The 21,949-nt window shown below is 50.6% G+C and carries 16 protein-coding genes and 1 tRNA gene; 4 read left to right on the plus strand and 13 right to left on the minus strand.

All coding sequences use genetic code 11. From position 1 onward, the window contains the following. From AB2U10_RS04930 to AB2U10_RS04945, 4 genes are all read right to left on the minus strand, one after another. Positions 1-951 carry a hypothetical protein gene (locus tag AB2U10_RS04930; RefSeq protein WP_367913120.1) on the minus strand — a complete coding sequence of 317 codons (951 nt, stop codon included), beginning with the start codon at positions 949-951 and terminating at the stop codon, positions 1-3. Beyond that, positions 944-1,888 (minus strand): HU domain-containing protein, encoded by a 945-nt coding sequence (locus tag AB2U10_RS04935; protein WP_367913119.1) that lies wholly within the window; start codon positions 1,886-1,888, stop codon positions 944-946. The genes AB2U10_RS04930 and AB2U10_RS04935 overlap by 8 nt, the downstream gene beginning before the upstream one ends. Position 1,889: 1 nt before the next feature. Further along, complete coding sequence (locus AB2U10_RS04940) at positions 1,890-3,605, minus strand: hypothetical protein (RefSeq protein ID WP_367913118.1); 1,716 nt, start codon at positions 3,603-3,605, stop codon at positions 1,890-1,892. A gap of 76 nt (positions 3,606-3,681) precedes the next feature. Continuing rightward, the gene (locus AB2U10_RS04945) at positions 3,682-6,669 is read right to left on the minus strand and encodes a tetratricopeptide repeat protein (protein WP_367913117.1); all 2,988 of its coding nucleotides are present in this window, start codon (positions 6,667-6,669) and stop codon (positions 3,682-3,684) included. 111 nt (positions 6,670-6,780) lie between these two features. Between AB2U10_RS04945 and AB2U10_RS04950 the strand changes: the two genes are divergently transcribed. Next, entirely contained in the window at positions 6,781-8,592 is a 1,812-nt protein-coding gene (locus AB2U10_RS04950) for a M61 family metallopeptidase (protein ID WP_367913116.1), read from the plus strand. A 54-nt stretch (positions 8,593-8,646) separates the two neighbouring features. Here AB2U10_RS04950 and dapB read toward each other — a convergent pair whose 3' ends face one another. From dapB to AB2U10_RS04995, 9 genes are all read right to left on the minus strand, one after another. Further along, positions 8,647-9,363: a 4-hydroxy-tetrahydrodipicolinate reductase gene (gene dapB / locus AB2U10_RS04955; RefSeq protein WP_367913115.1), complete on the minus strand. Its 717-nt coding sequence runs from the start codon at positions 9,361-9,363 to the stop codon at positions 8,647-8,649. Positions 9,364-9,399: 36 nt separating this feature from the next. Beyond that, a complete protein-coding gene (locus AB2U10_RS04960; RefSeq protein ID WP_367913114.1) occupies positions 9,400-10,071 on the minus strand; it encodes a DUF5683 domain-containing protein in 672 nt (223 codons plus the stop codon). 2 nt (positions 10,072-10,073) lie between these two features. Continuing rightward, positions 10,074-10,961, minus strand: coding sequence for a ParB/RepB/Spo0J family partition protein (locus AB2U10_RS04965; protein ID WP_367913113.1), 888 nt, complete (start codon positions 10,959-10,961; stop codon positions 10,074-10,076). Further along, complete coding sequence (locus AB2U10_RS04970; RefSeq protein WP_367913112.1) at positions 10,951-11,559, minus strand: ParA family protein; 609 nt, start codon at positions 11,557-11,559, stop codon at positions 10,951-10,953. The genes AB2U10_RS04965 and AB2U10_RS04970 overlap by 11 nt, the downstream gene beginning before the upstream one ends. 205 nt (positions 11,560-11,764) lie before the next feature. After that, positions 11,765-12,628 (minus strand): sigma-70 family RNA polymerase sigma factor, encoded by an 864-nt coding sequence (locus tag AB2U10_RS04975; protein ID WP_013407728.1) that lies wholly within the window; start codon positions 12,626-12,628, stop codon positions 11,765-11,767. Between the two features lie 58 nt (positions 12,629-12,686). Beyond that, positions 12,687-14,849: a polyribonucleotide nucleotidyltransferase gene (gene pnp / locus AB2U10_RS04980; RefSeq protein ID WP_367913111.1), complete on the minus strand. Its 2,163-nt coding sequence runs from the start codon at positions 14,847-14,849 to the stop codon at positions 12,687-12,689. 119 nt (positions 14,850-14,968) lie between these two features. Continuing rightward, positions 14,969-15,244 carry a 30S ribosomal protein S15 gene (gene rpsO / locus AB2U10_RS04985; protein ID WP_367913110.1) on the minus strand — a complete coding sequence of 92 codons (276 nt, stop codon included), beginning with the start codon at positions 15,242-15,244 and terminating at the stop codon, positions 14,969-14,971. Between the two features lie 287 nt (positions 15,245-15,531). Then, the gene (locus AB2U10_RS04990) at positions 15,532-16,893 is read right to left on the minus strand and encodes an LptF/LptG family permease (protein ID WP_367913109.1); all 1,362 of its coding nucleotides are present in this window, start codon (positions 16,891-16,893) and stop codon (positions 15,532-15,534) included. 94 nt (positions 16,894-16,987) lie between these two features. After that, entirely contained in the window at positions 16,988-17,368 is a 381-nt protein-coding gene (locus AB2U10_RS04995; RefSeq protein WP_367913108.1) for an START-like domain-containing protein, read from the minus strand. A 129-nt stretch (positions 17,369-17,497) separates the two neighbouring features. Here AB2U10_RS04995 and AB2U10_RS05000 point away from each other — a divergent pair. The 3 genes from AB2U10_RS05000 to AB2U10_RS05010 all read left to right on the plus strand — a co-directional run bounded on the left by AB2U10_RS05000 (position 17,498) and on the right by AB2U10_RS05010 (position 21,940). Beyond that, positions 17,498-17,574: transfer RNA gene (locus AB2U10_RS05000), tRNA-Met, on the plus strand. 315 nt (positions 17,575-17,889) lie between these two features. Further along, positions 17,890-20,670, plus strand: a complete 2,781-nt coding sequence (locus tag AB2U10_RS05005; RefSeq protein WP_367913107.1) for a TonB-dependent receptor — start codon at positions 17,890-17,892, stop codon at positions 20,668-20,670. A 13-nt stretch (positions 20,671-20,683) separates the two neighbouring features. Beyond that, entirely contained in the window at positions 20,684-21,940 is a 1,257-nt protein-coding gene (locus tag AB2U10_RS05010) for a beta-helix domain-containing protein (RefSeq protein ID WP_367913106.1), read from the plus strand. The last annotated feature ends 9 nt before the right edge of the window (positions 21,941-21,949 follow it).

Consider the following 21,949-nt stretch of genomic DNA (forward strand, 5'->3'; position numbering starts at 1 on the left):
CTAGCCTCTGGTGATTCTGATGGTAATGGTTCCAGACGAGCGGCTTGGGGGTGTTCCTTCTGCCTGCAAGGTAGATTTAAGCTTGGAACGGATCTGCTCCCGGTAATAACTTACTACAGACGGGCTCAGCGACGTAGGCCTGTTTTTGATATTGATCACATCACCGAAGTCATTGATGACCACATCAAATACAATGGTGCCGGTTTCGCTGGAGTTGTCTTTGCTGATATTCAGGTTGCCCTTATTACGCCAGCCTGAAATACTGACCGAGGTACCGCTGCCTGAACCTCCCTTCCCGGGATTGCCGTACAGGCTCTTGCCGTCAGGAGTACCGCGCGGATCGCCTTTATCACCCACTTCTCCCGGTTTCCCGTCGCCGTTGTTATTTCCACCCACGCCATCGCGGGTACCTACGGTTCCGTTAGAACCCGTGGTTCCGCCTGACCCGGATGATTTCTTCATGATAGAGCTGTTATCTACGGTACGTGGCGGCGACACCGGTGCCGGCGTGGTTTTCTCCGGGGTGGCTTTCGAGGTTTCAGCGGCCGGTTTTGCAGCCGGCTTGCTCTTTTCTACCGGCTCTTTTACCGTTACTTTGGTATCTTCGTCAGCGGTGAGCACCTTGGCCGGAGTGGCTTTGGCTACCGATTTCTGCGTTTCGGGCTTGGGCTTGCTGGGTATGGGCGTAGCCTTTACATTGGCTTTCGGACCGGCCTCCGGCTTTACGTCGTACGAATTTTTCGAATCATTGGCTTTGTTGAGCGTCTGGATGTCACCCGAGCCCACCAGGTCTACCCCATAATTGAGATCTACCCCGAAAGCTACTTCTTCCTGCGGCGGCTCATACACGATCTTGATAAAGTATAAGCCCAGCAGCAACACGGCATAGAGCACGATGCTGTAGGTCCACGCGCGCGTCTGAATATGTTTATTTTCTATATAATTATCCATTGTTCTTTTTTCTTTCGTAAATGGGCGTATCGTCAATCAGCTGCTCCACTTCTTTAATATAACGCCGGGCCTGCTCTTCGGTGTCTGCCACCAGGTAAACTTTAAACAGGGGACCGTGCGGCCGCACCCTGGGAGCATAGCCTTTCCCGGACAGGAAAGCCACTATTTTTTCGGCATCTTTCTCCCTTTTATAAATACCGATCCGCACAATATGCTCTTCTGCAACAACGGTTTGCGGAGCAGGCTCGCTGTACAGGGTATCTACCGTCACCGCGCCTTCTTCGAAGTCGCTGTCGTCAAACACCGGCACCGCTTTTTCTTTGACACTTTCACGAAGCGAAGGTTTAAAAAATACCATGTAAATCAACGCGGCCGTAAGCAGGGCCAGCGGCAGGGCAAAGATCAGGTAGCGCGCGGCCTTCCCGCTTTCGGGTACTTCTTCTTCCTCAACCGGCTCTTTTTCGCGGTAGGTCTTCACCGGCGGCGCGGTTATCTCAGGCTCGGGCAATACGGTCTCCGGCGAAGGTTCCTCCTGCACAAGTTTTCTCTGCACAAGCGTCTCCCCCGTTGAAGGCGTAAACGGCAGGAACTGGAAGGGGGCGTCGGGACCTTCGCGGAGAAGAATACCGAAATCTTCCCAGTAATACCGGTTAAAGGCCGTTATCTGCGCGTTTACGGTGTCCAGGAAGGCAAAATATTGCTCCTGTACTTCCGTATCCGAAATGTGCATCTTTTCCTTGAACACGTTGAGGATGTCCACATCCGAGTCGTTCCGCAGCAGCGGATTGAACCGGATCGTTCGCTCGGCCGGCACTATTTCACCGTTCTGATCAAAGTAGGGTTTGGAATATTCAGCCACGAATGCCCCGATTCCCGGAAGCATCACAAAATCATGAGAGAGAATATATTCCCGGATGGCTGACTGAATATTCATCATTTTACAAAGCTATGTTTATTCCCGCCAGGAAGTTCAGACCCAGCTGCGGATAGTTATAATACCGTTGATAATTCTTACCGATAATGTTGTTCAATTTAACAAATGCCGCAAAATGATCGGTGAACAGGTAAGTGAATTCCGCATTCAGATCAACAATGTCTTTCAGCTTCACAACAGACTGCGAAGGATCGTAGTCGCCGTTCATTGCACCGGTATTTCTGGCAAATATACCGCCAATATAATAAAAATCTACAGACGAAACCAATCTGTCGGTAAGAGTTATCGTATTTCCCAACCGGGCGGTAAGGGCCGGCCGGTGCAGGGGTTTTTCAAAAGTTCCTTTCTGGTAATAGTTGTATTCGGCCTTCAGCACCGGTTTCCAGATATCAAAACCCGAATATCCCACCTCCAGCGAGCCGTTTATAAAATCGGTTTGCTGCTCATCGTACACCACGTCAAATTTGGTCACATACAGGGGCTTGCCGGTCGGCGAAAATGTGGATCCGTCGTACTGATCAAAGTAATACAGGTCCTGGTATTTCCCGTAAGAGGCTTTCACGTTAAAGCTTACGCCCGAAAACAGGTCGCCGCGCGCACCCACAAAAAGATCCATGTTTTTGTAGGTATTCTGAACGGTCACCTGCTCTTTCAGCCAGGGGTTTTCGGTCAGAAGCGAACGCATGGTGTTCCTGACAATATCGCCGTCGGTTCCTGCAAAAAAGTACACCAGCGAAGGCGTTTTATAGGTCAGCGTCAGCGTGGGATACCCCTTGGTGATATTGGTATGAATATACGGATCAGACTGGCTTACCGCCTTGAAGCCCACACGGGCAGAGAAGCTGCCGTAATCAAAATTAAAGGCAGGCTCAATACGGAACAGGTTCCTTTTTCGCGACGGGTTTTCGGTGCGGCTGTCGGCCATCTGGGTAAGATAAGCTTCTGCATTGATCACGGCCTTGATCTTGTCTTCCCATATAGGAAAAAATGTATTCAGCTGGGTGCCCCAGTCCAGCTCTGAAGCATCATAAAAATCATTGAGGGAGTATATTCCCGTAGAAAGCTTGTAGTCGATTTTCGGTTTCGGACGTGTATTTTCTATCGTAGCGGCAAAGCTGTACAGGTTCAGGCGCTGGCGTATGTCGGTCCGGGTGTAATCCAGGTGAGCCGTGGTATCGTACCCGTAAAAGTGGTAGCCCCGGTTTTCATAGCCGGCATTCATTTTCACTTCGTAGGTGTCCTGGTGGTATTTCCCGTCAATACCGAACCTGGTGAGCGCCTGGCCCGATAAGTTGCCGTCTACAGGGCCTTTACGGGTGGAGTTGTGCAACGCCGAAAGGCCGTACACAAACTTGCGGTCCTGGGCCGAGTTGATGAACAGCTCGCCGTAGAGCCGGCCGTAATTGCCCGCACCCAGCTTGAGGTAGTTATCAAAGCCCAGCACGTCTTCCTTTGTCCGTGATTTATCGAGCGGCGGAATAACGTTGGGATTAAATTCCACTTCTTCAATACCGGTAGGCTTGCGGTCAAAGAAAGAATAATTCATCTTCTTTTCTGTCACCGGGGCTTTAGACTGCGGGATTTTCTCGGTAAGCTTGGTGGCCTTGGGCACGCTTACCTCCCGCTCTTTGGTAATATTGATTTCCTCGTTCACCACCTTCTTCTGAGCGGTAGCCATATAAGCCAATGCCAGGAAAGTTATTGTCAGGGTGTATTTCATTGGTATACTATTTTGAGCTGTCAGCTATCAGCCTTTAGCTATCAGTTCCTTTTGGCTGAAAGCTAATAGCTGAGGGCTATTTTATCGAGTTTAATTTTTGTCTGGCCCGGGTTACGGTTTCCTGGTTTTCCGAATTTTCAATGATCGAATTCAGGGTGGCTTTGGCCATGAAGCTGTCGTTTTTGGCAATATAATTATCGGCAATCAGCAAAAACGCATTTTCATACCACAGCAGGTAGTCTGAAAAATCATTGGCCAGCTCCTGCATGGTTTTAATGGAGGCATCGTATTCCTTTTGCTTGTACTGGATCTCTCCTATCCGGTATTTGGCCTCTGCCGCCGATTCGTCTTTGGCCAGCCCTATGGTTTTCTGGAACTGCGATTTCGCCGCCGCGTAATCCGCTTTGCCCATCAGCGCCTTGCCGCGGAACAGCTCGGCCCGGTTAATAGCGCCGGCTACCACGCTCCCACCTGACGACAGGATCTTATCGGCCATTTCAATGGTTTTGTCAAAGTCATTTTTCCCAAAATACGAACGCATCAGGCCTTCGTAAGCCACCACCGTTTCGCGCTGGTCAGAGGTGCTGTAGGTTACCTGCTGGTAATTCCGGATGGCATCGTCGTAGCGCTTCATGTCGTAATAAATGCCGGCCGAACGCATGGCCGCCTGCCCCAGGAACTCCAGCTGGTTGCCGTTCACGATCTCCTGGTAGTATTTCAGGGCTTCTGCCTGGTTTTTCAGGGCCAGGTACGATTCGCCCAGCAGGTAGTTAGCCTCCGGTATGAGCACCGAGCCGGGATACTGGCTGAGAAAACGGGTAAAGGCAGAAATGGCTTTGTCGTAATTCTCGGCAAAGAACAGGTCTTTGGCCGTTTCAAACTGCAGCCCCTGCACCGACGATCCCTCGGGGTTATTTCGTTTGTACTGTTCTGCGATCTCAAAGAATTCCTCCGAACGGTTGGCCTGGCTCAGCGCTTCACGGATACCGAGGAAAGCTTCAGAGGCATACTTCGATTTTCCGAATTTGTCCAGAATTAACTTAAAATCGGCAATAGAACGATCGTAATTTTCAATGTTGCTGTAGGCAATCCCTCTCCGGAGAAGCACCTGGGGCACCAGCTCAGAGGTAGGCTTCTTCTTCAGCAGGTCGCTGAAAACAGAAATGGCCGCCTGGTAGTTGCCGCTTTCCATGGCCAGGTTCCCGTTCTGGAACAAGACATCGTCAATCAGCCGTGAATTTCCAAACGAGCGGGTAAAGAGATCAAAAGTACTTTTGGCCTCTGATTCCCGGCCGAGGTATTTCAGCGCCATCCCTTTCTGGTACAGCGCGTAATCTTTGCCTGATTGGTTGTTCCGGTAGGCGTCATCGTAGGTATTCAACGCCTGGGTAAAGTTTTTGGCCATGAGGTAGCAGTCGCCTATCCGGAGGCTGGCGTCGTCAGCAGCAGCGGTCAGCGAGGCTTCACCGCGGGCACCCGACCGGAAGTCCTGGAACAAACGGAGCGCATCGGTGTATTTTTCCCGGTTAAAGTTGATGTACCCCATGCTGTACTGGCTTTTCAGCCGGGCAATTTTATCGGAAGAGGTCAGCAGCTCCCGGTACAGGTCTTCTGCTTCCGGTTTTTCAAGCTGGAAAAGGGCTTCTGCTTTCCATAATTTCGCCTGGATAACCAGGTCGCGGCTCAGCGGCTTGCGCAGCGATTTATCAAAATAGCCGATGGCTGCGTCATATTTTTCAGAGTTGAACTCGGCCACTCCCTGGTTATAAGCCAGCTTCTGGTAGGCTTCGTCAATTTTGGGGGTGGTTCTTTTCAGGCTTTCAATATAACTGATGGCCGAAACATAGTTATTGGTTTCAAACAGGATCTCGCTTAGCAACTCGTTGGTCTCGTCTACGTATTTTCCTTCGGGGTAATCCCTGACATAGTTCTGCAGATCTACAATGGCCTGCTGGTTATTGCCTTTCTCTACCAGCACCTTCACGTAATTGTAGGCGGCTTCTTCTTTGATCGACTTATCAAAGCCGGCTTTGCGGGCCGCATCAAAGGCGGCCATGGCTGAGTTCAGGTCGCCCTGGCGCAGGGCGCATATGCCTAGGTAATAGGCCGACTGCTGCCCCAGCTCATCGTTAGACCCGGCCACGGTTTTGAACAAGGCGGCCGCATTTTCAAATTTTCCTACCTTATAAAGGCTGAAAGCATGCCGAAAAGTCACCTGGGGTGTGGTTTTAACCTTTTTAAGCGATTTGTATTTGTCGTAATACAGGGCGGCCTTTTCAAAATTATTGTTGAAATAGCTCACTTCGCCTGCCAGGAGGGCCAGGTCGTCGTACTTGCGGCCATCGGGCCGGGCAATCACGGGTTCGGCATAGGCCAGCAGCTCGTTGTATTTTTTCTGCTTGTACAGGATCTGGCCGATCCAGTTGGGCACTTCCTGGCGGTAGGCCGGCACATTCTCTACCCGCCGCAGGTCAGTAAGGGCCAGATCGTAATTCCCGTTACGGAAATTGATCACCGCTGCATAGTAAGCGGCATTAACGGCATTATCAATGACCGTACCCTTCACATAATCAAATTGCTTCAGCGCATTGGCGAAATCGCCCAGCTGGTAGTACGAGAGGCCCAGCTGGTACCGGATCTCGTAGGTGTCGAGGTTATCGGCCCGGTTCACCAGGGCTTTTTCATAGTACCGGATCGCGTCTTTGTATTCTCCCTGCTCAAAATACCGGTCGGCCAGGTCTGAAAAAATGATCTTGGCCTTGGGGTGGTCACCGTGATTGAGCACAAAACGCTCCACCTCAATGTCGGCATCGAGCGCCTTGCTGTAAAGCGAGGCCATGGCTGAATAATATTCGGCATTGGCCAGGTTAAATTTGTTGGGGTTGAGGCTTTTGCCGGAGAGCGAAATGTAGTTTTGAAACTCTTTCCGGGCTGAACTGTAGGCTTTCTTTCCGAAAAGCTCCACGCCGTTATTGTAATGCGACTCTATGGAAGAGTAGCTGAGCGTGTTCTGCGAAAAGGCTCCAAAACAGGTCAGCACAAGGGCCAGTGTTTTGAATTTCATAGGTGACTTGATAATTGGCAAAATTAGGAAAATATTCGAGTATTTTTCCCCGAAAAAACGTTCAAAGCGCATAAAAATTGTAGATTTGTATAAATCAAATTTCAAACATTTATGATGAAATATTTTGTATTATCTGCTTTACTGACCCTTCCCTTACTGGCGGCCCGGGCTGCTGAGATCCCTCCTGCTTTCGCCGGCTATTCCACCACCTATGAAGTGGCTATGCCTGAGCCACATACGCATTTTTTCGAGGTTAAAGTCCGTATTGATGACCCCGAAGTGCTCCGGGCCGGTCACGTAGATTTTAAGATGGCTACCTGGACACCCGGCTCCTACCTGATCCGGGAATATGCCAAAAACGTGGAAGGCCTGACCGCCACAGCAGGAGGAAAAGCCATAAATGCGATAAAAACATCTAAAAATACCTGGAAAGTAACAGGCCATAACGGACAACCCATTGAAGTTTCCTATCGTTTATACTCTTTTGAGATCAGTGTAAGAACCAATTTCCTGGATGCTTCGCACGGTTATTTTAACGGTGCGGCCACTTTCCTGTATGTTCCGCAGCTGATGAATAAGAAGGCCCTGGTGAAGATCATTCCGCGTGCCGGCTTTGCCAAAGTGTCTGTAGCCCTGCCTGAAGTGGCTAAGAATGCGTTTGAGGCCGAAAATTACGACCTGCTGGTCGACAGCCCGTTTGAGATAGGCAACCACGAGATCCTGGAGTTTGAAGCTCTGGGTGTAAAGCACCGCATAGCCAATTATTCTATGGAACCGCTGAGCTACGACAGGAACCGGCTGATTGAAGATTATAAAAAGGTGGTTACGGCCAGCCACAGTGTATTTGGCGGCAAGCACCCCTGCAAGGAATATCTCTTTATTATTCATCACCTGGCTTCAGGCGGTGGTGGCGGACTGGAGCACCTGAATTCAACGACCTGTCAGACTTCAACGCTGGCGTACCAGAGCCCGGCCCGTTACGAGGGTTTCCTGGGACTGCTGTCGCACGAATATTTCCACCTGTGGAATGTGAAGCGCCTGCGGCCGGTAGCGCTCGGGCCCTTCGATTACGAGAATGAGAATTACACGAACATGCTCTGGGTTTCAGAAGGATTCACGAATTATTACCAGAGCGATATCCTGAGAAGAGCCGGCCTGATCGATACCGAACGTATGCTGGCCCTGGTGGCAGGAAGCATCGGAACCATTGAGAACCAATACGGTAACCGGGTGCAGCCGGTGGCGGAGTCATCCTGGGATGCCTGGATCAAGTATTACCGCCCCAACGAGAACGCGCAGAATTCCACCGTATCGTATTACAACAAGGGCGGTGTGCTGGCCAATGTGCTGAACATGATCATCATCGGCAATACACAGGGCGAAAAATCGCTGGATAACGTGCTTCAGAACCTGTACAACGACCTGTACCTGAAGAAAGATATCGGTTTTACCGACGAGCAATTCTTTAACGAATGTTCAAAAGTAGCCGGTGTAGACCTCAGCGACTTTTTCCGGAAGTATGTTTTCGGTACGGAGACGATCGACTACGCGAAATATTTTGCCCTGGTGGATGTGGATGCTAAAATCAGCCTGTCGAACCCGGATACGCCTTATTTCGGTGCCATGGCCCGGGGCGGGAAGGTAAGCCGCGTTGACTTCGGAACAGGGGCTTATGAAGGCGGCATTAATGTCAACGATGAGATTTTGGAAACAGACGGGAGGCCGTTTACCTCTACCGAGGCCATTACTGCCGGCAAAAAGGTGGGCGACAGTGTGAAAGTAACCGTTTTGAGAGGCGGAGTAAGGCTTACGTACGATATCCGGCTTCTGCAGGATCCGCGGATTCGCGTTTCACTTACGCCCAAAAACTCTGCAGACGCGGCGGCGAAGAAGAAGTTTAATAAGTGGATGCATATCCGGTGATCATATTTTACCACATAGATACATAGGCATACAGGTATCTATGTATCTATGTATCTATGTGGTTAACATATCCTCCATCCCAAACACCCCCGTCTTATCCGACAGCCATTCGGCTGCCAGAACCGCACCCAGCGCAAACCCCGTACGGGAATAGGCCGTATGCTTTATTTCGATCTCATCGACGTCTGAAATATACTTAATGGTATGGGTTCCGGGTACTTTTCCTTCCCGCGAAGACCAGATCGGAACCTCATCGGGCCTGGCCAGCAAATTATTCACCCACGAAGCTTTATCGGTCCGGTTTTCCAGGATGCCCTCAGCTAGGGTAATGGCCGTGCCGCTGGGAGCGTCCAGCTTCTCTGTATGGTGAATTTCAGCCGTGTATACCGCGTATTGCTTCTGCGGCGCCATCAGTCGGGCCAGCACCTTGTTCAGGTGAAAAAACAGGTTCACGCCTATGCTGTAGTTCGATGCATAGAAGAAAGAGGCCTTACGGGCCCTGCAAAGCTCTTCAATCTCCTGTTTGTGCTGCAGCCAGCCCGTGGTACCACAAACCACTTTCAGGCCTTTCTCCATGCAAAAACGGAGGTTGCCGGCAGCGGCATGGGGCGAGCTGAACTCAATCACCACATCAGCCGTTTCTTTTGAGAGTTTTTCTCTGTCTTCCGCATTGCTCACATCAACGCGCAAAACCACTTCATGGCCGCGTTCAAGAGCGATGGCTTCGATGGCTTTTCCCATCTTTCCGTATCCGAGGAGGGCTATTTTCATATATTTCAGTTCCGGGTATATTCGTTCCGGGGTTGTTTATTTAAAATTCAGGCTGAACTGTACACCTGCCGCGTAGGTTCCGCCACCGGGAATGACCGTGGGGCTCCAGCGCAGGCTGATATCGTCAGAAATATCAAAGGTTTTCAGGTGAGCGGTTACATTGGCTTCTACGGCAAAGAGGGTCCAGCCCAGGGCAAAGCCGATAATGCTGAGGTCGCGGTACCGTTTGAAGGCCGAAGCCGCCCGGGCATAGGTTTCTTTGGAAATCGATATCCCGTTGGGGTTATCCAGCGGCGGCATGGAGGCCTGGTTGTTTTCCTGCAGGATCTCCACGTGCTTCAGGTAGTAATTGTACCGGTCGCTGTTTTTATGGATAGCGATAAGCCCGCCGGCAGCCGCCCCGTATACGATCGGCAGTTTCCAGTAGTCTTTGTTCATCAGCTGCCCCCAGCCCGGCACCAGCATGGATCTCAGGAAGATGATCCGCGGGCGATCCCGGTCGGTCAGCGAGTCGATCCCCACAATTTTCAGGGTGGTGCTGAAGAAGTTTTCAGATACTTTTTTCAGGCGTTTACCCCGCGTGGAATCAAAAGGCACAGCCATTTCCGAGCGGGTGAGGCTGTCGCCTACCACCACCAGCGTATCGGTCTGCGCATAACCGCACAGGCCGGAGAATACCAGAAGTATTGCTATAAAAAGCCTTGCCAAGTTCAGTTCTTTAGCTTGTCTACAATTTCATCCAGTTCCGCCCGCGAGCCGTACGGGATCTTTATTTCACCGCTGTTGGAGGCATCGGCCTGTACAATCACCTTACGCCCGAATACATGCCCGAATTGCTGCTGGTAGCTGTCCAGGATCTTTTTGGGAGATGAGGATGACGGGGAAGGTTTCCGGGCCACTCCCGACCGGTTTTCGGCCTGTAAGCTTTTGACCAGCTCTTCCACTTTCCTGACCGAGAGCTCCCGGCTGACCACTTCTTCGTAAAGCCGCAGCAGCTGATCGGTGTTTTCTACTCCCAGCAGGGCGCGGGCATGGCCCATGCTCAGCTTACGGGCGGCCAGTCCTTCCTGCACGATCTCCGGCAGCGAAAGCAGCCGGAGGTAATTATTAACGGTAGTCCGGTCTTTGCCCACCCGGCCGGCCAGCTCCTCCTGCTTCAGCTGACACTCGTCAAGCAGCCGCCGGTAAGCCATGGCAATTTCCATGGGGTTCAGGTTCTCCCGCTGTACGTTTTCAATAATGCCCAGCTCCAGCATCTGGCTGTCAGATGCTTCCCGGATATAGGCGGGAATGGTCTTCAAACCGGCCATACGCGAAGCTTTCAGCCGCCTTTCCCCGGAAATAAGCTGGTATTTATCGCCCGTTTTCCGCACGGCGATAGGTTGTATTACGCCCTGCACCCGGATAGATTCTTTCAGCTCATCGAGCGCTGTGTTGTCAAACTGCGTCCGGGGCTGGTAAGGATTGGCTTCTATGGCATCAACGGGTATTTCAAAAGAGTCTGACGCTTCTTCCCGCACCGCTTCCGTTTCTGCAGGCGCATCTGATAAGAGCGAACTCAACCCTTTCCCCAAACCCATCTTTCTTTTAACATTCATGCTCTAGTAATTCATTTGCCAGTTTCAAATACGCTATAAACCCGCTGTGCCATCCTTTCCCGCTCAGATCGGTAAGGGAGAATTCAGGCCGGGCCAGGTAATAATTTCGCATTATATCTGAATTTAACAGAAAAGGCGAAAAATATTCTTTTAATTCTGCTTCCATCTTGTGCGGGGTACTGCTGCCCGATTTCACTTTGGTGAGCAGCATCCCTCCTATCACCAGGTGCTCATGCTGCGCCACTGCCTGCAGGGTCCGGTTCAGCTCAGCGGTTCCGTAGTATTCCGCTTCTACCGGGATCAGCACCGAATCCAGCTTTTCCAGCACGGCCTCATGGCCGGGTCCGGAGGGAATATCGACCAGGATATCGTCGGCGTCATCTTCCGGCAGATCCCCCTCTCCTTTCCATTTCCGGTATTTCCAGGTGAGTCCGCCGGCGTGCACTTCTTCTCCTGCAAAGTATTTCCCGAGGTCGCCGTTCAGGTCCACGCACACCACTTTGCGGTGCAGTGTGGCCAGCGCCGCCGCCAGGTAGGCACAGGTAGTGGTTTTGCCACTTCCCTTACTCCAACTGAAAATGCCTGTTTTCTTTGCCATGTATCCGCCTGCAAATTTGCTTCAAAACGCGGCTCCAAGCAAGTAAAGGCCCGAAAATAAAAAGAAGCTGTTCCTAAAGCGCACCTGTTACTGCGTAGAACCCGGTTTCTGTTGCCTGCCTTCCGGCCGGCTTCGTCCGCCTCGTTCTCAACGCCCGCATTTTGTGCACTTTTTGAACAGCTTCTATATGCTGACCCGGCTTTCCTTATCCCAAATAGGCTTTCAGGGCCTTACTGCGGGAGGTTTGCCGTAAACGGCGGATGGCTTTTTCCTTGATCTGCCGTACCCTTTCGCGGGTCAGGTTAAATTTCTCACCTATTTCTTCGAGGGTCATGGCCTGTTCGCCGTTCAGCCCGAAATAGAACATAATGACTTCCGCCTCGCGTTGGGTAAGCGTAGAGAGCGCACGAAGCACTTCCCTGCGCAGCGAGTCGTTCATCAGCTCCTGGTCCGGACGAATCTCGGTATCGTTCTCCAGCACATCTAAAAGGCTGTTTTCTTCGCCCTGTACAAACGGGGCATCCACCGATACGTGCCGGCCCGATATTTTCATGGTATCGACCACCTCATTGGCTGAAATTTCAAGCACTTCGGCCAGCTCTTCCGGCGACGGCTCCCGTTCAAAACGCTGCTCCAGCTCGGAGAAGGTTTTGGAGATCTTGTTCAGCGAGCCTACCCGGTTAAGCGGAAGCCGTACAATACGCGATTGTTCGGCCAGCGCCTGAAGAATACTCTGACGGATCCACCACACGGCATATGAAATGAACTTAAATCCCCGCGTTTCATCGAACCGCTGAGCGGCTTTGATCAGCCCCAGGTTTCCTTCGTTGATAAGATCACCCAGAGAAAGACCCTGATTCTGGTATTGCTTGGCCACAGACACCACAAAACGCAGGTTAGCTTTGGTAAGTCTTTCCAGCGAAAGCTGGTCTCCGTCGCGGATTTTCTGGGCCAGAATTACCTCTTCATCGGGGGTCAGCAGGTCAACTTTTCCAATTTCCTGGAGGTATTTGTCAAGCGACTGGCTTTCCCTGTTGGTAATCTGTTTACTGATCTTAAGTTGTCTCATTCGTGTTCTGTTGTCAAAAAGTAATTAATAGGAACCTTTAACTATCAACAATTTAAAATTAATTATTGTTCACCGTTTTGTTGTCAACGGCCGGTTTTTCTTCCCGCGGAGGGCGGGCAAGCAAAACTTTCCTTGATAAACGGTATTTGCCGGTCTTTTTGTCTATTTCGGTCAATTTAATCTGCAGCTGATCTCCTTCTTTCAGCACGCCGTCCATGTTAGGAAGACGTTCCCAGCTGATCTCAGAGATGTGCAGCAGGCCTTCTTTGCCCGGTAAGAATTCAAGGAATGCACCGAAAGGCTGGATAGATTTCACTACCGCTTCGTAGATCTCGCCTACTTCAGGCTGTTTCACGATAGCGTCGATCCGCCGCTTGGCGATGTCCATGCTGTCGCCGTTAGTGGCAAAGATGGATACGTATCCTTTGTTGTCTTTTTCTTCAATATTGACTGTAGCTCCTGATTCCCGCTGGATCTCCTGTACCACTTTACCGCCAGGTCCGATCACCGCTCCGATCAGCTCACGATCAATCACGATGGTGTAGGCACGCGGTGCATGCGGTTTCAGATCCGGTTTCGGTGTCGCCAGTACCTCGGTCATTTTACCCAGGATATGGAGACGTCCTTCTTTGGCCTGGTTCAGGGCCTTTTCAATGATATCAAACGAAAGTCCGCCGATTTTAATGTCCATCTGGCAGGCTACAATACCTTTGGCTGTTCCGGTTACTTTAAAGTCCATGTCGCCCAGGTGATCTTCGTCGCCCAGGATATCCGACAGCACCGCCCATTTACCGCTCTGCTGATCGGTGATGAGTCCCATAGCGATACCGGAAACCGGTGCTTTGATAGGCACGCCGGCGTCCATCAGCGACAGGCAGCCCGCACAAACGGTAGCCATGGATGAAGAGCCGTTCGACTCCAGGATGTCGCTTACGATCCGGATAGTGTACGGGTTATCGTCTCCTGACGGCATTACTTTTGCCAGGGAACGTTGTGCCAGGTTACCGTGGCCCACTTCGCGTCTGCCTACACCCCGGTTGGGTCTTACTTCACCGGTTGAGAAGCCGGGGAAGTTATAATGCAGGAAGAATTTAGAGTACCCTTTCACCATAGGAAGGTCTACGATCTGCTCATCCAGCTTGGTTCCCAGGGTAGTGGTAGAAAGCGACTGGGTCTCTCCTCTCGTAAAGAGCGCAGAGCCGTGGGCTGTGGGCAGGTAGTCTACTTCCACGCTGATCGGGCGGATCTCGGTAAGGCTACGGCCGTCAAGGCGTTTGCTTTCTTCCAGCACCATCTTGCGGGAAGCATCGTAGTTAATATCTCCGAAATAAACCTTGAATAAGGGGTTTTCTCTTTCTTCTTCGGGCTGAGCTGCAATAAAATCTTCAAGGATTTTCGCAAAGCTGTCGCTTCTGTAATGCTTGTTCGGGTTTCCTTCCATGCATACGGCGTACACTTTGTCAAAAAGCTCGGAATACATTCTTTCTCTCAGGACGCTGTCGTGCACTTCATGGTTGTATTCTCTTTTAGCCGTCTTGCCTACTTTGGCTTCCAGCTCTTTCTGGGCGGCTACCTGGGTCTGGATGGCCAGGTGCGCTACGCGCAGAGCTTCCACCATTTCTACTTCAGATACCTCGTTAGCCTCGCCTTCCACCATGATAATGCTGTCGGCAGTACCGGCCACGATCAGGTCAAGATCAGCTGAATCTATGGCTTTCAGAGGCGGATTCACCACGTATTCGCCGTTAATTTTGGCTACTCTCACTTCGGAGATGGGGCCGTTAAACGGAATGTCAGAAACCATAATGGCCGCAGAAGCCGCCAGGGCTGCCAGGGCATCCGGTTTGATATTTTCATCAGCCGAGTGCAGGGTAACCATTACCTGGACTTCAGCATGGAAATCTTCAGGGAAAATGGGGCGCAGCGCCCGGTCAATCAACCTGGAGATAAGCACTTCGTTATCGGATAATTTACCTTCACGGCGCTGGAAAGAGCCCGGAATTTTCCCGTTGGAAGCAAATTTCTCCTGATAATCTACTGACAGGGGCAGGAAGTCGGTGCCTTCCTTGTGGGTTCTGGCTGCACATACGGTGGCCAGCATCACCAGGTTACCGCTTCTTAATACCACTGAACCGTCCGCCTGTCTTGCTAATTTTCCGGTTTCCAGGGTGATTGTTGAACCATCCGGCATCTGGATGGCCTGATTTACAATATTAAACATTGAAGTTAATTTTATGTGTTGTATTTTCCGCTTTCGATACAACGATTAATCCTTTATTTCCGCGGGGATAAAATACGATGAAAAAGGGAACCCGGTGGTCCGGGTTCCCGATATCTGGTTTATTTACGAATACCAAGTTCTGCAATAATAGCTCTGTAACGATTGATGTCTACTTCCTGCAGATAATCAAGAAGGCGACGACGCTTACCCACCAGCTTAAGAAGGCCTGAACGGGTAGAATAATCATGCTTGTGAACTTTCAAATGCTCGGTAAGGTGAGCAATTCTATAAGTAAATAATGCAATCTGAGACTCGGCAGAACCGGTATCAGTAGCTTTTCTCAGAAGACCCTTCGATACGAAGATCTCTTCTTTCTTTTCCGGAGTTAAATACATCAGATATTAACCTAGATTAATGATAAAAAAATAAAACAGGTGCAAAGATACGGAAATATTGTTATTTTTTAATTATTAGGGTAAAAGTTTTATGGAGTTACTCTATTGCATGTAGTTCCCTACTATGCCTGGTTCTCGACTTCGCTTGGTTCTCAATTTCACTTGATTCTCAATTTCACTTGGTTCTCGACTTCACTTGGTTCTCGACTTCGCTCGAACTGACAAGTGGCAACGGCGCCTGTCAGTTCGAGCGAAGTCGAGAACCGGGCGTAGAGTAAGAACCGAACTTAAAAATTCCTCGCCCGCCGCATCAGCAGCACCCCGATCAGGAAAAGCACGGTAAACGGGAACCAGGCCCCCACTATAGACGGGATAAGGCCTTCTTTCGCGTATTTATTGCCCAGCTGCTGCATCAGGTAATACAGGATAAAGAAGGCGATGGAAACCAGCACCGGCATACCAAACCCGCCCCTTTTGATGATGGAACCCAGCGCTGCACCGATCAGGAACATGGCCAGGCAGGAGAAAGCCGTGGTGGCTTTATTCCAGCGCTCCAGGTCAGCGGCCCATACCGACCGCTCCACACTCAGCAGGTAGCTCATGTCGCCCACCAGCTGCGATTTCTGGCTCTCCACCTTGGTGCGGGCCGAGGAGTACAGCTCCTGGGTGGTAGTGTTTTTTTCTACGTAGGCCAGCAGCGAATCGGCCCATTTCCCGCTTTTGATGGTTATTTTCTGCGCGGTATCCGTAGAGATCTCCGGGAAAGAATACAGCTCCATGCGTTTGAAAGAAGTGGCCTGCTGTCCCATCTTTTCATCTACCACCTTGTTCAGCGAGTCGATCTTTGCATTCAGCTCCGGGATGCTCTTCATGTACTCGTGGTAGGTAAAATCGTTCTCATCGGTTCTTTTCATACCGAAGCTGCCCAGCGGGAAAACCAGCTTGTTTTTCCGGAAAGCATACTCCGTGAGCTGGGTAGCGTTATTGTAATTGGTGCCTTCTGTATAGTTCACCCCGTTATACAGCTCAAAAACCAGCTGGCTTTCCATGTTAACGGTGTACATCCGGCCCGAATCGGCCAGGGTTACGTTCTTGTTGCCGTTTCCGCCGTTATGGTCATAGACAATGACATTCTTCAGGGTCTGGCCGTCGGGCATCTTCTTTTCCACCTTGATCCGGTAGCCGTTGATCTGGTTGTAAAAGATGCCTTCCTGGATATTTAACGCCGGTTTTGTGGTTTTTACATCGTAGAGCAGCGACCAGCCTTTGAGGTTGGCCCAGGGATTGACGTAATTGTTATATATAAGTGAAAAAACCGCTACAAAAGCAGAAAGAACAAAAGTAGGCATGATCAGCCGGGTGAGCGGGATACCCGCCGACTTCATGGCGGTAAGCTCGGAGCGTTCTCCCATGTTCCCGAAGCACATCAGCGTGGCCAGCAGCGTGGCCAGCGGCAGCGACATGGGCAGGGTCATCAGGGTAAAGTAGAAGAACAGCTTCGCAAAAACAATTCCATCCAGGTTCTTCCCGATAAAATCATTGAAATAGATCATCAGGAAACGCATCAGGAAGATGAATACCACGATAGCGGTAGTAAGAACAAAAGGCCCTATATATGATTTGACAAAAAGCTTGTCTATTTTTTTCATCCTTACACGCATTAACTCCCGGCGGGCCCTGTTGCATGCGGCTGCCGGCTATAAAGAAGATGCAAAAGTCAAAATCTTTTCGTCTATTTCAAAATCAGCCTCCTACAATTTCTTTCAGATGGGAAATTAATTCATTCCACATGGTTTCCAGGTCATCCGCATCATCGTTATCCGAATTATCGGTAACCTTCAGGTAGGTAGAGTTGTCGAGTTCACTGGTTACAAACTTAAATTCCAGGAAATTGCCCTCGTCTTCGCCGGTAAAATCAAAACGGCTTGATTTGTTGAGGCGCGATGAGGTCAGCTCGGCCACATGGTCTTTCCCGTCCCAGTTAAAAACAAATTTGCTATCTGAATTTAACCTTACGCTTTCTGCAAACCATTGCTGAAGGCCGCCGGGCGTGCTGATATAGTTATACAGCACCTTGGGTGACGCACGAAAAGGGAATTCCTGGGTATATTTAAATTTAGCCATATCCGTCCTTTTTTTTACAATATCTCACTTAGCGGATACTTAATCAAGTTTTTTTTGAGATTTTCAATAACAATTTCTTTTTTCTTGTGCGATTTGAGAAAGTTTTCTATTTTTGCACCTCCAAAACACGGCGGGGTAGCTCAGATGGTTAGAGCGTAGGATTCATAACCCTAAGGTCGGCAGTTCGATCCTGCTCCCCGCTACCAAAAACAGGGAGGATTGTCAAAGAAAGGCAATCCTCTTTTTGTTTACCCCCCTCCCCTTTTTCATGTACCCTTACGCAGAGCTGCCGGCTACGTCTGTTTCATCTGCCCATTATGCTGTTAACATTAAGTTCACATAAAGATAACCAAAACATAATAATGCTTCAAACTCAATTAATATACTAATAATAAATAAGTTATATTCTAAAATTTACCCCGGAAAGCGCTCACGGTAAGCAGGCAGCCCTGCTATGCGAAGGAAATGTTTTTGTGTACGACATCTTTGCACCGTCAAACAAAAACAGCTGACCCAAGTATATGAACAAATTTTTAAGCATGTTATTTTTCCTGTTGGCATGCACAGGCATGGCCCGTGCAGCCGGCCTCAAAGGAAAAGTAGTTGACCGGCAAACGGGTGAGGCTCTGCCGGGCGCCACGGTAACCCTCCATAATAGCGGTAAATCGACCATGACCGGCCTCGACGGGTCGTTTGAATTCAAAAACCTTTCTCCCGGCAAAGATGCGATAACCATCAGCTTTGTTACCTACAAAACCCTGGAAGAGCCTGTTGAAATTTCAGAAAATGACACGCCTGTACGCGTGTTTTACCTCGAAAGCGCTTCCATTGCCCTGATGGAAGTTTCTATCAAAGGGATCAGGCAGGGCGGTTCCGATGATCAGAGCGCCAGGAGGCTCGAAAAAAATGCGTCGCAGGTCATGAACGTGGTGTCGGCCCGCGCCATAGAAATCTCCCCCGACCTGACCGTTGCCAATGTGATGCAAAGGGTTTCGGGGGTTTCGCTGGAAAGAAACAGCAGCGGCGAAGGACAGTACGCGATTTTACGGGGAATGGATAAGCGCTACAACACCACGCTGGTGAACGGCGTGAAAATGCCCAGCCCGGATAACAAGTACCGCTATGTACCCCTGGATCTTTTCCCGTCTGATATGCTGGAAAGGCTGGAAGTGTACAAGTCGCTTACGCCCAATATGGAAGCCGACGCCATTGGCGGGCTGGTCAATATGGTGATGAAATCTGCGCCGGCCGGGCTGCAGTTCAATGCCAATTTATCTACCGGCTACAACCAGCAGTACTTCAGCCGTGATTTCACCCGCTTCAGCAGCTCTTCTGTTCAAAGCAAATCGCCCTATGAGCTGCACGGGAAACAATACAACGCCACGCAGGCAGACTTCAGCAAGGGTACCCTGCGCTATAAAAACCAAAGCCCGCTTCCTGACCTGGTAGGAAATTTAACCCTGGGCCAGCGGTTTCTGAACAATAAGCTGGGCGCTATTGCAGGCATCAGCTACCAGAATACGTACCGGGGCAGCAACAGTGTATTCTACAATTCATCGGTTAACGGTACAGACCCGTATGCGGTGATCACAAGCAAAAGCGACCGTACGTATTCCGAGCAGCAGCAACGCCTGGGTCTTCACAGTAAAATAGACTTCCGGGCTAACCCGAACCACCGGGTGAGCTTCTACAATATGTACGTGGATCTGAAAAACCAGCAATTGCGCGAAGCCATCGGTACTACCTACAACAGCGTATACAAACCGGAGCTGGGCGAAGCCGAGCTGACCTATACTACGCGAAGCCGGTTAACCCATCAGCAGATCTATAACGGAAACCTGCAGGGCGACCACCGGTTTTCAGATGATCACCTGAAGATACGGTGGGCCACCGTTTATTCATCGGCCAGGAACGAAGTGCCGCAAAACACCAGCATCAGCCTGAACGGTATAGAGAAGAATTTCGAACAATACCGTACCTCGCTGGTAAATACGGCGCCCGTAACCTACCGGTGGGAACGCAATACCGACGAAGACAAAGCCGGGTATTTGGATCTGGCTTACCTGTTTGACCTGAACAAGGGGAAGCTGGAGCTCTCTACGGGAGGTTTGTACCGGGATAAGCAGCGCAGCAGCTTCTACAACAATTATACGCTTGCCCCCAGCGCGGCCGATGCCAAAAAACAATACGGTGTGGATTTCAACGATTATACCGAACTGAACCTGGTGGTCACCAACCCTACCGGCGCAGTGAGCAACCCGCTGACCTACGATGCCTCAGAGAAAACAACCGCCGCTTACGGTATGTTCAATTACGAGAACGACGCCTTCCAGGCCATCGGAGGCATACGGGCCGAGCATACGGATCAGGGCTATCATCTCCTGTTTCCGGCCGGTGAAAAAAGGCCCGAAGGAAGCCAGGTATATACCGACTGGCTGCCGAGCCTGACCCTGAAATACCACGTGGGCCCCCGGGCACAGCTGCATGCAGCCTATTACCGGGCACTGAACCGTCCCGGATTTTACGAAATCGTTCCTTCAAAAGTAGTGAACGAAGAATACCAGGAAAGAGGCAACCCTGACCTGAAAAGGGCGCTGGCCGATAATTTTGACCTTCGTTACGAACTATTCCCGGATGCTTCCGAGCAGTTCCTGTTCGGGGCTTTTTATAAGCGCATCCACAACCCTATTGAATATACTTTCCAGGCCGATGCCAGCAGGGGTCAGGACATTTACTACAGTCCGGGGAACTTCGGTACGGCCACCAACTACGGTTTTGAAACTGATTTTATCAAATATTTCAGGGTGTGGGGCGTAAAGGCAAATTATACCTATACGCATTCGGCAATAACCACTCCTAAAACGGCCCGGCGGATCAACCCGGCCTCAGGAGATATAGAAGCCTATTCGGTCAACCAAACCCGGCCGCTGTACGGGCAGTCTGCGCACATTGCCAATGTATCGCTTTTGTATAAGGACGCCTCAAAAGGATGGGATGTGCAATTGGCCGGCGCCTATACCGGTCCACGGATCAACACCATTTCCCAGTTTCTCGACAACGACCTGTGGCAGGAGGGCTTTGTACAGATGGATGCCTCGGCAGAGAAATCGTTAAAGCACGGGCTGACCGTCTTTGTTAAAGCCAATAACCTTCTTAATACGCCGATGAAGCTGTTTATCAAAGGAACCAACCCGGAGAACGACAAAATTGCGGAAGACCTGGTCAACAAGGGCCGTACGCTCATCCGCAAAGACCTGTACGGGCAAAACTACCTGGCAGGCCTTCGTTACAAGTTCAATTAATTCGTAAAACATCATGAAAAGAATCATAACCCTCTTATTGCCGGCTGCTCTCTGGCTGACCGGCTGCGAAAAGGCCAATATATATGTAGATACATCGGCCATCGACGGCTCGGCCATCGGCGAAGTATCGGGCATCTGGCCCAAGGGAAGCGTACAGCATGTCAACGGCGACATCATCATTCCGGAAGGCAAATCACTGACCATAGAAGAAGGGGTAACCGTTCTGATGGACCCTTCGGCCAAGCCCGAAGTGGTGGTATTGGGCAACCTGTACGTGCTGGGAACAGCAGAAAACCCGGTGAAGTTTACCGTGGATGAAAAATACAGGACGGAGGAGAACGCCTTCGGCGGATTGTGGGGCGGTATCCTGGCGCCGGCCAGCTGCGAAGAGCTGGTGCTGGATAACGCGATAATCGAGTACGGCGGTGCCACCACCTCTGACGCTTCCACATCGGTAAAAATGGGGCTTTATAAAAATACGGCCGGCGAGGCCCTGCCCGCCATCTGGTTCAACAATGTAAAAGGAAAGCTGGTGGTGCAAAACAGCATCTTCCGTAACCTGCATGAAGACTGTACCTATATTGAAGGGGGACAGATCATTTTTGCCAGCAATACCTTCTATACCACGGGAGTTACCGGCGGGGAAGCCATGAACTTTAAGTCGGGCTGTCTTGCCGACGTAGCCTATAACCTGGTGTACAGCACCAATACCAACGCCTTAAAGCTTTCAAACTCGGGAGACCGCAACCCGCAGGCCTACATTATCATTTACAACAATACCATGCTGAACACCGGGTGGCGCAGGCCTACGGCCAAGGGCGGATCGGTATGGCTGGAGGCTTCGGTCAGGGCCGATTTGTACAACAATATTTTTGCGAACACCCGCTTCGGCATAAAAAGAGACCCCAAGAAGCCGGAAGACAGCCGTACCAAAATCAGCCATAACTGGTATTACGGCTATGACCAGGCAACGGTTGACCAGTTTCAACCCGGGAACAACGACGTGGTGGGCGGCACCAACGAGACCATCGGTAAAAAAGCGGGCGATAATGATCCTAAATTTGTGAACTACCCGTTGAATACCAGCGTTAATAACAGCCGGTTCGACGAAAGCTGGGATTTTCATCTGCAGGCCAGTTCACCGGCTTTAAATGCGGGAACCATTAACTTTACACGGCATTTTAAAGACGGGATCACCATGTCGAACGGCATTACCTATACCTCTCCGGAGCCTTCTGTTTACGTGGGCGCGCAGGGAACCAGGCTTTAACAAATGAAT

Source organism: Leadbetterella sp. DM7 (genome assembly GCF_040829825.2).
Taxonomy (GTDB): Bacteria; Bacteroidota; Bacteroidia; order Cytophagales; family Spirosomataceae; genus Leadbetterella.

Coding starts and splice junctions, on each gene's coding strand:
- AB2U10_RS04930 (WP_367913120.1), bottom strand. CDS start 951: ATGGATAATTATATAGAAAATAAACATATTCAGACGCGCGCGTGGACC.
- AB2U10_RS04935 (WP_367913119.1), bottom strand. CDS start 1,888: ATGATGAATATTCAGTCAGCCATCCGGGAATATATTCTCTCTCATGAT.
- AB2U10_RS04940 (WP_367913118.1), bottom strand. CDS start 3,605: ATGAAATACACCCTGACAATAACTTTCCTGGCATTGGCTTATATGGCT.
- AB2U10_RS04945 (WP_367913117.1), bottom strand. CDS start 6,669: ATGAAATTCAAAACACTGGCCCTTGTGCTGACCTGTTTTGGAGCCTTT.
- AB2U10_RS04950 (WP_367913116.1), top strand. CDS start 6,781: ATGATGAAATATTTTGTATTATCTGCTTTACTGACCCTTCCCTTACTG.
- dapB (WP_367913115.1), bottom strand. CDS start 9,363: ATGAAAATAGCCCTCCTCGGATACGGAAAGATGGGAAAAGCCATCGAA.
- AB2U10_RS04965 (WP_367913113.1), bottom strand. CDS start 10,961: ATGAATGTTAAAAGAAAGATGGGTTTGGGGAAAGGGTTGAGTTCGCTC.
- AB2U10_RS04970 (WP_367913112.1), bottom strand. CDS start 11,559: ATGGCAAAGAAAACAGGCATTTTCAGTTGGAGTAAGGGAAGTGGCAAA.
- AB2U10_RS04975 (WP_013407728.1), bottom strand. CDS start 12,628: ATGAGACAACTTAAGATCAGTAAACAGATTACCAACAGGGAAAGCCAG.
- pnp (WP_367913111.1), bottom strand. CDS start 14,849: ATGTTTAATATTGTAAATCAGGCCATCCAGATGCCGGATGGTTCAACA.
- rpsO (WP_367913110.1), bottom strand. CDS start 15,244: ATGTATTTAACTCCGGAAAAGAAAGAAGAGATCTTCGTATCGAAGGGT.
- AB2U10_RS04990 (WP_367913109.1), bottom strand. CDS start 16,893: ATGAAAAAAATAGACAAGCTTTTTGTCAAATCATATATAGGGCCTTTT.
- AB2U10_RS04995 (WP_367913108.1), bottom strand. CDS start 17,368: ATGGCTAAATTTAAATATACCCAGGAATTCCCTTTTCGTGCGTCACCC.
- AB2U10_RS05005 (WP_367913107.1), top strand. CDS start 17,890: ATGAACAAATTTTTAAGCATGTTATTTTTCCTGTTGGCATGCACAGGC.
- AB2U10_RS05010 (WP_367913106.1), top strand. CDS start 20,684: ATGAAAAGAATCATAACCCTCTTATTGCCGGCTGCTCTCTGGCTGACC.